The following is a 13,467-nucleotide window of genomic DNA, read 5'->3' as shown; positions in this document are numbered from 1 at the left end:
CCCTTCTCGGACTCTCAACGGGTCCGGTTTCTGGCTGTACGACTTGTCTGTCCCACGGGACCGTCTCTCCCACCGCGCGAGACCCGGTCCGCCTCAGGCCTACCGACGATCAGGTGATGGTGCCGATGACCTGAGACCAAATTGTCCTCCAGTCTGAGGGAGAGGCCTGGGTTTCATTGATCCGAGACCATTTTCTGGACCGCCGTAGGCTGGAGTTTCCGGCCAGTTTCACGGCGTTGGACTGGCAGCACCGCCGGAGTTCTGCAACGTAATCGGAGGCTTATGCCCGATGGCACCGTGCGGCCGATCGTGGTTGTAGTATCTGAGCCAATCCTCCATCTTTTCCCGTGCGTCGGCAAGGGTCAGGAACCGATGTGTGTTCAGGCACTTGCTTCGGAAGCGGCAATTGAACGCCTCGATGAAGGCGTTGTCGGTGGGCTTGCCCAGATCGCGCCAGAGGAGGTCGCGGCCATCCATTCTGCCGCTCATGAACTGCTGTCGGGCGTATGGACGGAAAAGGACGGTACGACGCGTCCCATGCGTCAGTCCGACATCATGGTGGTCGCACACTGTTGATTTCCGTCGAGAAGTGACCCTGGATTTTCACTGAGAAGTGACCCGGGCTGATGGTGGTCTTGGGTCATGTGGCGGTCAAGTTTCGCGGCTTGTCCCTGGTGGGTTTGGGTGGCTCTGCCGAGCTGTTCTTGAAGCGGAAGCTGTTGTTACCGGTCTCGAGGATATGGCAGTGATCCTGTCTCTGGTCCTCCAGCATGACGAGGAGGTCGTGCTCACCGCCGTTGAACTCGCCTTGCAAGCCGGGGTGCCGACCAAGACCCACATCCTCAACCTGCTGTACCGGCTGATCGACGACGCGCCGCTGAGCACGCCCACGATTCCAGCCCCTGCCGCCCTTACGCTGACCACCAAGCCTCAGGCCAATGTGAAGCGTTATGACGCCCTGCGCCGCGCCAGGGAGACACACCATGCCTCATGATCCGGCCAGCGGAGCTCTCGTCATCATGCTGAGAAGCCTCAAGATGTATGGTATGGCGCAAGCCGTCACCGAACTCACCGAACAGGGGTCTCCCACCTTCGAGACCGCCATGCCGATCTCGTCATTCTCGATGCGCTCGGCTACCTCCCATTCAGCCCCTCGGGCGGCGCCTTGCTGTAGCAACAAAATACCAACAAACTGCGATGCTGCCCCAACAGCGCTTTGCCAAGGATTGCTGCGCCTTGTCGCCAAGCTCGGCAATGGCGGCCGCAGCAGTAACCCGAGGAACTGCCCGCGCGCAGGCGCAGCACCATGTCGAGGTGGTTGCCTGGATCGCGGGCAATGTCCTGGAGAGCCTTGGCGCTGCCGACACGAGGTTTCAGACGGCGCACACGAAGGCACGCCTTAAGATTGGTCAGTCCCTGCCCATTATCTGAAGAGCGCGATCCAATTATCGGTGCGCCCTCAGACAAGTCTGCATGCATGCCGGCCGGCTAAGACTCTTCTCCAGTGGATGCGCCTCGCGACGGAGGCCCCAACAACCAAAGGAGAAGGACCCGTGGCCCCTGTTCCCGGTACCATGTCCCCCCGCCCCCGGAAGGTCATGTCGGCACTGTTCGCTCTTCTCGGCCTGTCGGTCGCCGCGACCGGCGCGCTGACCGGCCTGACGGTGAAGGCCGACGCCGCCAGCCCCGCCGCCTGCGAGGCGCTTCAGGCGAAATATTCCTCACTCAAGGGCAAGACGCTGGTCAACGCCATCAACCCGCACACTCCGGGCTATGAGACGATCGATCCCAGCGACCCGACCAAATATATCGGCTTCGACGTCGATCTGGGCGAGGCGCTCGGCGACTGCCTCGGCTTCAAGCTGACCTACAAGCCCGTCACCTTCGCCTCGCTGCTGACCACGCTGGAAGCCGGGCAGGCCGACATCGTGATCTCCGACATCTACGCCACCAAGGAGCGCGCCAAGGCGGCCGACTTCATCACCTATCTCAAGGTGTTCGACGGCGTTCTGGTGGCCAAGGGCAACCCGAAGAAGATCGACGGCATCAACCTGTCGCTGTGCGGCGCGGTGGCGGCCGAGAACACCGGCTATGTCGAGGTGCCGCTGATCCAGGCGCTCGAGGCCGAGTGCAAGAAGGCCGGCAAGACGGCACCGGAAATCCAGCTCTACGACAACAACGCCAACTGCATCCAGGCGATCCTGTCCGGCCGCGCCGACACCTACATCAACGACGTCAACACCGTCGACGGCGCCGTGAAGGCCTATCCCGACAAGCTCGACAAGGCGACGGCGGTCATGCTGCCCTATTCGGTCGGCATCGCAGTGCCGCGCGGCAACACCGAGTTCCGCGACGCGATCATGGCGGCGCTCATCGAGCTGCAGAAGAGCGGGATTCAGGCCGAGCTGATGAAGAAGTGGAACCTGCCGACCGACCAGCTCGAAACGCCGAAGCTCGTCCTCGCCGACTGAGGCGCCGCCGGGCGCGGGCTCTCCCCATGCTCCTCCATCCTGTACCGGCGGCGTCCGCGCCGTCGCCACTTCCCGCACGCGCGCCGCCGCCGACCACGTCCCGCACGCGCCGCCCCGAAGGACGCCGATGGACCTTTTCATCCATTACCTGACCATGCCCTACCTCGTCGGCGGGGTCGGCTTCACCCTGCTGATCACCCTGCTCGGCCTCATGGGCGGCCTCGTCATGGGCCTCGTCCTCGCGGCCATGCAACTGAGCCGCTTCCGTAGCCTCGCCGTCGTGGCCCGCGGCTATTCCATCATCTTCCGCGGCACGCCACTGATCCTGCAGATGGTGTTCTGCTACAACGCGCTGCCGATGATCGGCATCAAGCTCTCGGCCATCTCCGCCGCCTCGCTGGCGCTGGCGCTGAACGAGGCGCCCTTCATCGCCGAGATCCTGCGCGCCAACGTGCTCGGCGTGGATCGCGGGCAGGTCAGTGCGGGCCAAGCGCTCGGCATGACCCCCGCCGCCATCATGCGCCGGATCATCGCCCCGCAGGCGATCCGCTCGATGGTGCCGGCGCTCGGCAACGAGGCGGTGAGCGCGCTCAAGAATTCCTCGCTCGCCTCGGTGGTGGCCGTCCAGGAGCTGACCCTGCGCTCCACCCAGCTCGCCTCCGCGACCTTCGACTTCTTCTCGGTCTTCTTCGCCTCGGGCCTCGTCTATCTGGTCCTGACCGGGGCGATCGCGGTGATCCAGATCGTCGTCGAGATGCTGCTGGATCTCGACCGCCCGCCTCCGCGCGAGCAGTTCGCCCGCTTCTTCCGCATCCTGCTGCCGGGCCGCAATGCCGCGCCGGACACGACGCCGGCCGCCGCCCCGGCACCGGCGGACGTTCTGGAGGAGGCTGCCGCCGAGCCGCTGCCGCCGGCCTCGGCCAAGGTCCTCGCCTCAGCCCATGAGGACCGCGCGGCCCGCGCCGCCCGGCTCGCCGGCAATGTCGCAGCCGTCGAGGTCACCGGCCTGCGCAAGGCCTATGGCCCGACCGTGGTGCTGGACGGCATCGATCTCACCGTGCGGGCCGGCGAGGTCGTCGCGCTGCTCGGGCCGTCGGGCTCGGGCAAATCCACCCTGCTGCGCTGCATCAACCGGCTGGAGAGCTGGGAGGACGGCAGCATCAAGGTCGGCGGATGCTCGCTGAACGTCACGGATGAAGGGCACGCCCTCGCCCCGCGCGCCATCGCCCAGATGCGGGCGAGCGTCGGGGTCGGCATGGTGTTCCAGCAGTTCAACCTGTTCGGTCATCTCACGGCGAAGGAAAACATCGCCGGCCCGCTGCGCTGGGTGCAGGGACTGTCCCGCATGGAGGCCGACCGGCGCGCCCGCGAGCTGCTCGAACGGGTGGGTCTTTCCCACCGCGCCGACGCCCTGCCCCGCCACCTGTCCGGCGGCCAGCTGCAGCGCGTCGCCATCGCCCGCGCGGTGGCGCCCAATCCCAGCGTCCTGCTGCTCGACGAGCCGACGTCGGCACTCGACCCCGAACTGGTCGGCGAGGTGCTCGAAGTCATCCGCCGCCTCGCAGTGGAAGACGGCCTCGCCATGGTCATCTCCACCCACCAGCTCCGCTTCGCCGGCGAGGTGGCCGACCGCATCGTCTTCCTCTCCGGCGGATCGATCATCGAGGACGGCCCGGCCGAACAGGTGCTGACCGCCCCCAGGCACCCGCTGACCGCCCGCTTCCTCAACAAGATGGAGAGCGAATAGGCGCCCCGGCCGCCCCGCTCCCCGCATCGTCACCGTCATTTCCGAGGTTCGCCATGACCGACAAGCCCAGCACCACGCATCACCTGCCGGCCACCCCCGACACCGTGCACTGGGGCTATTTCAGCCGGACGCTTTCGCCGGTGCTGACCATCGCGTCGGGAGAGAGCGTCAGCATCGAAAGCATCACCCACCACGCCAATGACGATTACGAGCGGATGATCGCGGGAGACGCGGCGGCGGAGGAGATCTTCCGCTGGACGCGCGACGCCAAGACCATGCGCCGGCGCGGCGCCGGGTCGACCGAGGGGCCGTTCACCCACGGCAATGGCGAGGGCCTCGGCGTACACCTGCTGACCGGCCCGATCGCGGTCGAAGGCGCGGAGCCGGGCGACATCATCGAGGTGCGGGTGCTCGACATGTGGCCGCGCCCGAGCGCCAATCCGGCCTATGCCGGACGCTTCTTCGGCTCCAATCCCTCGGCGAACTGGGGCTTCCAGTACAACGACCTGATCACCGAGCCGAAGCAGCGCGAGGTCGTCACGCTCTACGAGCTCGACATGACGGAGCGCAGCGTCTCGGCGCTCTATTCCTATCTCTGGACGCCGCAGACCGACCCGGACGGGATCGTGCATCCGACGATCGACTATCCCGGCGTGCGCGTCGACCATTCCACCGTGACCAAGCAGGACGGCGTGCTCGCCGGGATCAAGGTGCCCGCGCGCCTGCATTTCGGCACCATGGGCCTCGCTCCGGCGGAAGCCGATTTCGTCTCGACGATTCCGCCGAACTACACCGGCGGCAACATGGATGACTGGCGCATCGCCAAGGGCGCGACGATGTATTATCCGGTCGCGGTCGAGGGCGGGCTGTTCTCCTGCGGCGACGCCCATGCCACCCAAGGCGACAGCGAGCTTTCCGGCACCGCGGTCGAGATTTCGCTCACCGGCGCCTTCCAGTTCATCCTGCACAAGAAGGCCGACCTGCCCGGCACCGTGCTGGAGGGGCTCACCCACCCGTTGCTCGAAACGCCCGACCTGTGGTCGGTCTACGGCTTCAGCGTGCCCAACTACCTCTCCGAGCTCGGCCCCGATCCGCAGCAGGCGATCCTGTCGCGCGGCAGCCTCGACGACGCCATGCGCGATGCGTTCCGCAAGCTGCGCCGCTTCCTGATGACCGTGCACGGGCTCAGCGAGGACGAGGCGATCTCGCTGATGTCGATCGCCGCCGATTTCGCCGTCACGCAGGTTGTCGACGCCAATTGGGGCGTCACCGGATCGATCCGCCGAAGCCTGTTCAAGGGCAGGCAGGGCGCCGTCCGATAGCCCGCGAGGGATGCCCCATCGCGGGTCCATCGGGGCGCTCCAGCGGGCGCCCGTCGGGTGCCGGTGAGGGTTGCCCTGACGGCATGGTTGTTGCTTCATCGAGCCCCGTCGCTTACGGGGTTCGATGCGATGACCTTGCAACCCTTCTCGAGCGAATCCTATTCCGAGGACGTCCGCCCCGCGGCGTGGCTGGAACTGCTGGGCGGCTTCGGCCTCGCCGCGGGCCAGCCGCGGGGCGGAATGCCTATCCACGCCACGGCGCTGTCGCGGCTGTCCTCGGTCGGCGTGCGCTTCGGACGCCTCGCCGCCGGGCCGCAGACCATCGCCGCCAGCCCGCAGCGCGCGGACCTGCCGCTGCTGCTGGTGCCGCTCGACGGCGGCGCCGCCCTGCGGACGTGCGAGGAGCAGCAGATCCTGTCGGCCGGCCAGGCCGTGCTGCTGCCGCGCGAGGGCGACTGGCAGATCACCTTCGCGCGGGAGATGCGCATCCTCGCGCTCTCCGTGCCGGGGGATGCGTTCCTCGGCCGAAAGGTCGCCCCGTTCAGCCTGCGGAGCCCGCGCACCTTCGGCCCCGACGGGCTGGCCGGCATCCTGACCCGCACCCTGCAGGCGAGCGCGGACACGCTCGACCGCCTCCCGGACGGCGAATGGGAATCGCTCGCCCGCTCGCTCGCCGAATGGCTGCTCTCCCTCGTGACGGAGGCCGCCGCCACCAGCGCCGACACCTCGGCCAGCAAGGCCGCGCTGCTCCAGCGCATCTACCGCACCATCGAGGCGCGGTTGACGCAGGAGGACATCTCGGTCGCCGACATCGCCCGCAGCGAAGGCATTTCGGAGCGCTACCTGCAGAAGGTGCTCGGCGAGGGCGGCGACAATTTCAGCCACTATGTCCGCGAGCGCCGGCTGCAGCGGGCCTGGCACGACCTCGCCAACCCGGCCGAAGCGGCGGTTCCGATTTCCGACGTCGCCTATCGCTACGGTTTCGCCGACAGCGCCCATTTCAGCCGCCTGTTCCGCGAACGCTTCGGCATGCCGCCGCGCGAATTTCGCCGCCGCGAGAGCGAGATCCATGCCGTCGCACCGGCGGCGAGCGGCCAGCGCGGCTGGCCGCAGGAGGCACTGGCGCAGCTGCGCGCGCGCCAGGGCAAACCCGGCCAGAGCAAGCCCGGCCAGAGCCCGTCCGCCGCCCGGCGCCACGCCGGCCCGCCCGTCGACAGCCCGGCGGACGAGCCCTCGCGCCATCATCTCGCGGCTCATGCCGGCAGCGTGCACTGGGGCTATTTCAGCCGTTCGCTCGCCCCTGTCATGGCCATCGGCTCGGGCGACGTGGTCACGGTCGAGACGCTCACCCAGCACGCCTCGGACGATCCCGAGCGGATGATCGCGGGCGATGCGGGTGCGGAGAGCGTGTTCCACTGGACCGCGACGGAGAAGAGCGTCGAGCGCCGCGGCGCCGGCCCGCTCGATGCCTCGATCTACGGGCGCGGTGCCGGCGAGGGCTTCGGCGTGCATATCTGCACCGGCCCCATCGCGGTGCGCGGCGCGCAGCCCGGCGACGTGCTGGAGGTGCGCATCCTCGACATCGCGCCGCGTCCCTCGCAGAATCCGGCCTTTCGCGGACGGGTGTTCGGCTCCAGCGTCGCGGCGTGGTGGGGCTACCATTATTCGGAATTCCTCACCGAGCCGAAGCCGCGCGAGACGGTCACGATCTACGAGATCGTCGCCGATGCGGAGGAGCCCTATGCGGAGGCGGTGCATGCCTATCGCTGGGAGCCGCAGACCGACCCCTATGGGGTGCGGCACCAGACCTACGACTATCCCGGCGTGAAGGTCGCGCCGGGCTCCGTGACCCGCCGCATTCCCACGCTGGACGGCATCCGCATTCCGCTCCGGCTGCATTTCGGCGTGATCGCGGTGGCGCCGCGCGAGGCGGAACTGGTGGATTCGGTGCCGCCCGCCTATTTCGGCGGCAATCTCGACAATTGGAGGCTCGGCAAGGACGCCGCGGTCTATCTTCCCGTCTCGGTGCCCGGCGCGCTGCTCTCGATCGGCGATCCCCATGCGGCCCAGGGCGACGGCGAACTGTCCGGCACCGCGATCGAATGCTCGATGACCGGCACCTTCCGGGTCGTGCTGCATCGCAAGGCCGAGCTGGCGGCGACCGGGATGGGCGCGCTCCTCGGCGATCTCACCTATCCGCTCATCGAGACGCCGGAGGAATGGGTGCTGACCGGCTTCAGCCACCCCAACTACCTCGCCGAGTTCGGCGCCCACGGCCAGAGCGAGGTCTACGCCAAGTCCTCGCTCGACCTCGCCATGAAGGACGCCTTCCGCAAGGTCCGGCGCTTCCTGATGACGACCAAGGGGCTGACCGAGGACGAGGCGATCGCGCTGATGTCGGCGGCGGTCGATTTCGGCATCACCCAGGTCGTGGACGGCAATTGGGGCGTCCATGCCATCGTCCGAAAGCGGCTCTTCGGCGATGGGGGGCTCGACGGCGGCCGCTGACCGGGGCCGCGCGCGCCCGTCAGTGCGAGATCATCCAGGGCCGGGCGGAGGGGAAGCTCTTCGCGCCGGACGGCGAGGAGGCGGTCCGGCTCTTCTTGGTCTTCATGCCGCCCGAACAGCAGGAACAGCCCGCGGCGTGCTTCTGCCGCTCCTGTTTCGCCCGGTACTCGTCCGTCGAGAGGGGCGCGTGGCGCGCCTGTTCGTTGGTGGCGTGCGCGGTGAAGCTCGCGCGGGACATCGCCGAGAAATGCGGCGCAGTGAGCAGGACGCGCGGGGCGGATGCGCCGCAATCGGGGCAGGGCTGCGGGGCCTGGTATTCGCTCATCGGCCGCAGCGCGGTGAAGTCGCCGCAGGTGTCGCACAGATATTCATAGACGGGCATCGGATCTCTCCACGCGGGATGCGCGAAAGCGGGACCGGCGATACCGGTCCCGCCGCCGGACGTTTGCAGGGGGTCAGAGGTCCGGCGAAAGCGGCATGTCGACGGAACCGTCGATGAATTTCTGCGGACCCGCGGCGCAGGGCTTGATGTCGAAATCGAAGATCTCCGTCGGCAGCCACAGCGTCGCGCAGGAATTGGGGATGTCGACCACGCCGGAGAAGTGCCCCTGGACGGGGGCGACGCCGAGGATGGAGTGCGCCTGCGCGCCCGAATAGCCGAACTTCTTGAGGTATTCGATGGCGTTCAGGCAGGCCTGCCGATAGGCGACATTGGCGTCGAGATAGTACTGCTTGCCCTCCTCGTCGACCGAGATGCCCTCGAAGATCAGGTAGTCCTTGTAGTTCGGCGTGATCGGCGAGGGCTTGAAGATCGGGTTCTTGATCCCGTATTTCGCCATGCCGTCCTTGATGAGGTCCACCTTGATGTGCAGCCACGCGCCGAACATCTCGATGGCGCCGCAGAAGGTGATCTCGCCGTCGCCCTGCGAGAAGTGCATGTCGCCCATGGAAAGGCCGGCCCCGTCGACATAGACGGGGAAATAGATCTTCGAGCCGCGCGACAGATCCTTGATGTCGCAATTGCCGCCATGCTCGCGCGGCGGCACGGTGCGCGCGCCCTCGGCCGCGACCTTGGCGAAGGCGTCGCCGCCCTTGGCCAGCTTGCCGAGATGGGCGGTCTTGGGGGCGGGCGGATTGGCGAGCGGCGGCACGCGGGTCGGGTTGGTGTCGATCAGCGCCTGCTCGCGCGCATTCCAGGTGTCGAGCAGCGACTGGCTGGGCAGCGTGCCGATCAGGCCGGGATGGATCAGCCCGGCGAAGCCGACGCCCGGCACGTGGCGCGAGCGGGTGAACATGCCCTCATAGTGCCAGATCGACTTCTGGGCGAGCGGGAAGTGGTCGGTAAGGAAGCCGCCGCCGTTCTTCTTCGAGAAGAAGCCGTTGAAGCCCCATTCGTGGCCCTTCAGCGTGCCGGCGTCGAGGATGTCGACCACCAGCAGGTCGCCCGGCACCGCCCCCTTCACCCCGATCGGGCCCGAGAGATAATGCACGGTGGACAGGTCGACGTCGCGGATGTCGTCGGCGGAATCGTTGTTTTTGATGGCGCCGCCGGTCCAGTCGACCGTCTCGACGATGAAGTCGGCACCCGGCTCGACCCAGGTGGCGATCGGGATGTCGGGATGCCAGCGATTGTGCAGGAACTCGTTTTCGGTGGCGGGCTTCGACAGGTCGACCGAGATGAGTGTTTCAGGCATGGCGAACTCCGTTCCCCTTGGACTTCGTATGGTTGGTGTCGGTGCGGCCGGCCCGCGCGGGCCGGTGACGTCAGACGGACAGGAAGCGGGCGACCCGCGCCTCGTCGATCGCGGCGCGCGGGCTCTCGTGGACGATCTCGCCGTTCTCGATGACCAGCACCCGGTCGGCGATGTCGAGCGCGAAGGACAGCACCTGCTCGGAGACGACGATGGACAGGCCGCGCTCGTCGCGGATGCGCCTGAGCGTGCGCGCCATCTCGCGGATGATGGAGGGCTGGATGCCCTCGGTCGGCTCGTCGAGCAGCAGCACCTTGGGCCGCGTCGCGAGGGCGCGGGCGATGGCCAACTGCTGCTGCTGGCCGCCGGAGAGGTTGCCGCCGCGCCGCCCCTTCATCTCCAGCAGCACCGGGAACAGCTCGTAGAGATCGCCCGGCACGCTCCGGCCGCCATGGACGATGAGGCCGGTCTCGATGTTCTCCTTCACCGTCATGGTGGGGAAGATCATGCGGCCCTGCGGCACATAGGCGATTCCGCGGGCGACCCGCTCATAGCTCCTGAGCGCCGTGACATCGGTGCCGTCGATGGCGACCGCGCCGCTGCGGGTCGGGACGATGCCCATGAGCGACTTCATGAGCGTGGTCTTGCCCATGCCGTTGCGGCCCATGATGGCGACGATCTCGTTCGGCGCGACGGTGAAGTCCAGCCCGTGCAGGACTTCGCTCTGGCCGTAGGAGACGACGAGGCGTGAGACGTCGAGCATGCGCGTCCTCCCTCAATGCCCGAGATAAACCTCGATGACCTTCGGGTCCGCCTGGACCTTCGCCATCGGGCCTTCGGAGAGGATCTTGCCCTGGTGCAGCACCGTGACCTTGTGGGCGATGTCCTCGACGAACTTCATGTCGTGCTCGATGACGATGACCGAGCGGTCGCGGATGATGGTGTGCAGCAGTTCCGCGGTCTTCTTGCGCTCCGACACGCTCATGCCGGCGACGGGTTCGTCCAGCATGAGAAGCTCGGGGTCCTGGATCAGCAGCATGCCGATCTCCAGCCACTGCTTCTGGCCGTGGGAGAGATATTCGGCCCGCTCGTTGAGCCGGTCGGCGAGGAAGATGGTAGAGGCCACCTCCTCCACCCGCTCGCGCACCGCCGCGTCGCGCCGGAAGGTGAGGGCGCCGAGGACGTTGCGGCCCTTCGGGTAGGAGATTTCGAGATTCTCGAACACCGTCAGGTCGTCATAGATCGACGGCGTCTGGAACTTGCGGCCGACGCCGGCGAGCACGATGTCGTGCTCCTTCAGCCGGGTCAGCTCGCGCCCCTTGAAGCGGATGGAGCCGAAGGTCGCGCGGGTCCGCCCGCAGATCAGGTCGAGCACCGTGGTCTTGCCGGCGCCGTTGGGGCCGATGATGACGCGGATCTCGTTCTGGTCGACATAGAAGGACAGGTCGTCCACCGCCTTGAACCCGTCGAAGGAGACGGTCAGCCCCTCGACCGCCAGCGCGAAGTCGGGGTTCATCTGGTCACTGATAACGTGCGCGCTCATCTGCGTGCCCTCCCTCATTCCGCGGCCACGGGCGCGGCGCCGGGATCCGTCGGCTTGGTGCCGGACAGGAAGCCGAGGCGCGGCGCCACATAGGTCTGCCAGATGCCGGCCAGGCCGTTCGGGAAGGCGAGCACCACGGCGATGAAGAGCCCGCCGAGGCCGAGCAGCCAGAGTTCGGGAAAGCTTTCGGAGAAGGAGGTCTTGGCCCAGTTGACCAGCAGCGTCCCGTACACCGCGCCGAGGATCGAGAGCCGGCCGCCGACGGCGCAATAGATCACCATCTCGATCGAGGGCACGATGCCGACGAAGGAGGGCGACATGAAACCGACCTGGAGCGTGAACATGGCCCCGCCGATCGCGGAGAGCGCGGCCGCCAGACAGAAGACGAACACCTTGAAGTTCGCGACGTCGTAGCCCGAGAAGCGGACCCGGTCCTCCTTGTCGCGCATGGCGACGAGGATGCGGCCGAGCTTGGAGGACTTCACGTAATAGGCGAGCAGGATGCAGGCGAACAGCAGGGCGACGCAGACGAAGTAGAGCACCGTCTTGGCGGCGTCGGTGCGGATGTCCCAGCCGTGCAGCGTGCGCAGGTCGGTGATGCCGTTGATGCCGCCGGTATAACCCTGCTGGCCGACGATCAGGATCGTCAGCACCGCCGCGATCGCCTGGGTGATGATGGCGAAATAGACGCCGCCGACCCGCCGCTTGAACATCGCGAAGCCGATGATGAAGGCGAACAGGGCCGGCACCGCGACGATGGCGACGAGGGTCAGCGGAAAGCTGTGGAACGGCTTCCAGAAGAAGGGCAGCTCGGTGATCTGGTTCCAGTCCATGAAGTCCGGGATGCCGGGCGTCGACTGGATCTTGGTGTTCTCGACGCTGGAGGCTTCCAGCTTGAGATACATCGCCATGCAATAGCCGCCGAGGCCGAAGAACACCCCCTGCCCGAGCGACAGGATCCCGGCATAGCCCCAGCAGAGCACTAGCCCGAGGGCGACGAAGGCGTAGGTCAGATATTTGCCGACGAACTGGAGGCGGAAGCTGTCCAGCGTCAGCGGCAGGACGACGACGAGCAGGATGGCCAGCACCACGATGCCGACGACGTCCTTGCGGGCCAGGAAGAAGGAGCGGCCGATATGGGTCATGGGGGCCTCCTCAGCGCCGGACCTTGATCACGAACAGGCCCTGCGGCCGGAGCATCAGGATGATGATGACGCCGAGCAGGGTGAGGACCTTGGCCATGGAGCCCGACAGGAAGAATTCCATGGTCGACTGCGCCTGCGAGATGGTGAAGGCCGAGGCGATGGTGCCGATCAGGCTCTGCGCGCCGCCGAAGACCACGACGAGGAACGTGTCCACGATGTAGAGCTGCCCGGCGGTCGGGCCGGTGGAGCCGATCATGGTGAAGGCCGAGCCGGCCACGCCGGCGATGCCGCAGCCGAGCCCGAAGGTGAGCCGGTCCACGCGCTCGGTGTTGATGCCCACCGCGCCGGCCATGGTGCGGTTCTGCACCACCGCGCGCACCTGCTTGCCCCAGCTCGACCGGTACATCAGCAGCGCGACGGCGATGGTGATGGCGATCGTCAGCCCCATCACGAACAGGCCGTTGATCTGCACCTCGATGGCGTCGGTGAGATTGAGCGAGCCCATCATCCAGCCCGGCAGCTCCACGCCCACCTCGCGCGGGCCGAAGACCGAGCGGTAGACCTGCTGCAGGATGAGGCTGAGGCCCCAGGTGGCGAGCAGCGTGTCGAGCGGGCGCTTGTAGAGGTGCCGGATCATCAGCCATTCCACCGCCATTCCCAGCGCCCCGGAGGCGATGAAGGCGAGGATCATGGCGATGAAGAAATAGATGCCGAACAGCGACGGCAGATAGTTGAGAAAGAACTGCGAGGTGAAATAGGTGACATAGGCACCGAGGATCATGAACTCGCCATGGGCCATGTTGATCACGCCCATCTGCCCGAAGATGATGGCCAGTCCGAGCGCCATCAGCAGGAAGACCGAGAACAGGATCAGGCCGGCGAAACCCTGCATCACGAAGATCGAGCCGAGTTCGGTCAGCGAATAGTCTGAGAACATGATGGATCCCCCTGGTGCCCCGGCGCTGATGCCCGCACCCGTGTCACTCCCGCGGCCGCGGCCGGCCGCGCCTCGAAGACGAGCGTTCCCGCCGGCCGCGCGC

10 protein-coding genes and 2 pseudogenes are annotated in these 13,467 nt (G+C 67.1%); 5 read left to right on the top strand and 7 right to left on the bottom strand.

The annotated features are described in order from the left end of the window. Nucleotides 1–228: 228 nt before the first annotated feature. Nucleotides 229–444 (bottom strand): annotated as a pseudogene (locus tag MWN34_RS16610) (integrase core domain-containing protein); the annotation flags it as partial. A gap of 283 nt (nucleotides 445–727) precedes the next feature. Here MWN34_RS16610 and MWN34_RS16600 point away from each other — a divergent pair. From MWN34_RS16600 to MWN34_RS16575, 5 genes and pseudogenes are all read left to right on the top strand, one after another. Continuing rightward, a pseudogene (locus tag MWN34_RS16600) lies at nucleotides 728–994 on the top strand (IS21 family transposase); the annotation flags it as partial. A gap of 604 nt (nucleotides 995–1,598) precedes the next feature. Then, nucleotides 1,599–2,471, top strand: coding sequence for an ABC transporter substrate-binding protein (locus MWN34_RS16590; protein ID WP_247030432.1), 873 nt, complete (start codon nucleotides 1,599–1,601; stop codon nucleotides 2,469–2,471). Between the two features lie 127 nt (nucleotides 2,472–2,598). After that, nucleotides 2,599–4,218, top strand: coding sequence for an amino acid ABC transporter permease/ATP-binding protein (locus MWN34_RS16585; protein ID WP_247030431.1), 1,620 nt, complete (start codon nucleotides 2,599–2,601; stop codon nucleotides 4,216–4,218). A 53-nt stretch (nucleotides 4,219–4,271) separates the two neighbouring features. Continuing rightward, a complete protein-coding gene (locus MWN34_RS16580; RefSeq protein WP_247030430.1) occupies nucleotides 4,272–5,540 on the top strand; it encodes an acetamidase/formamidase family protein in 1,269 nt (422 codons plus the stop codon). Nucleotides 5,541–5,669: 129 nt separating this feature from the next. Beyond that, the gene (locus tag MWN34_RS16575; RefSeq protein WP_247030429.1) at nucleotides 5,670–8,048 is read left to right on the top strand and encodes an acetamidase/formamidase family protein; all 2,379 of its coding nucleotides are present in this window, start codon (nucleotides 5,670–5,672) and stop codon (nucleotides 8,046–8,048) included. A gap of 19 nt (nucleotides 8,049–8,067) precedes the next feature. Here the strand turns inward: MWN34_RS16575 and MWN34_RS16570 are convergent, their stop codons facing one another. The 6 genes from MWN34_RS16570 to urtB form a co-directional block, all read right to left on the bottom strand. Further along, a complete protein-coding gene (locus tag MWN34_RS16570) occupies nucleotides 8,068–8,430 on the bottom strand; it encodes an FmdB family zinc ribbon protein (protein WP_247030428.1) in 363 nt (120 codons plus the stop codon). Between the two features lie 73 nt (nucleotides 8,431–8,503). Beyond that, entirely contained in the window at nucleotides 8,504–9,742 is a 1,239-nt protein-coding gene (gene fmdA, locus MWN34_RS16565) for a formamidase (RefSeq protein ID WP_247030427.1), read from the bottom strand. A 70-nt stretch (nucleotides 9,743–9,812) separates the two neighbouring features. Next, a complete protein-coding gene (gene urtE, locus MWN34_RS16560) occupies nucleotides 9,813–10,502 on the bottom strand; it encodes an urea ABC transporter ATP-binding subunit UrtE (protein WP_247030426.1) in 690 nt (229 codons plus the stop codon). A 12-nt stretch (nucleotides 10,503–10,514) separates the two neighbouring features. Then, nucleotides 10,515–11,282, bottom strand: a complete 768-nt coding sequence (gene urtD, locus MWN34_RS16555; protein WP_247030425.1) for an urea ABC transporter ATP-binding protein UrtD — start codon at nucleotides 11,280–11,282, stop codon at nucleotides 10,515–10,517. A gap of 14 nt (nucleotides 11,283–11,296) precedes the next feature. Next, nucleotides 11,297–12,427 (bottom strand): urea ABC transporter permease subunit UrtC, encoded by a 1,131-nt coding sequence (urtC, locus tag MWN34_RS16550; protein ID WP_247030424.1) that lies wholly within the window; start codon nucleotides 12,425–12,427, stop codon nucleotides 11,297–11,299. 10 nt (nucleotides 12,428–12,437) lie between these two features. Continuing rightward, nucleotides 12,438–13,364: an urea ABC transporter permease subunit UrtB gene (gene urtB, locus MWN34_RS16545; protein ID WP_247030423.1), complete on the bottom strand. Its 927-nt coding sequence runs from the start codon at nucleotides 13,362–13,364 to the stop codon at nucleotides 12,438–12,440. Nucleotides 13,365–13,467 lie beyond the last annotated feature (103 nt).

The sequence above is a fragment of the Ancylobacter crimeensis genome (assembly GCF_023016805.1).
In the GTDB taxonomy this organism is placed as follows: Bacteria; Pseudomonadota; Alphaproteobacteria; order Rhizobiales; family Xanthobacteraceae; genus Ancylobacter; species Ancylobacter crimeensis.
This window is presented reverse-complemented; position numbering and strand designations above follow the sequence as displayed.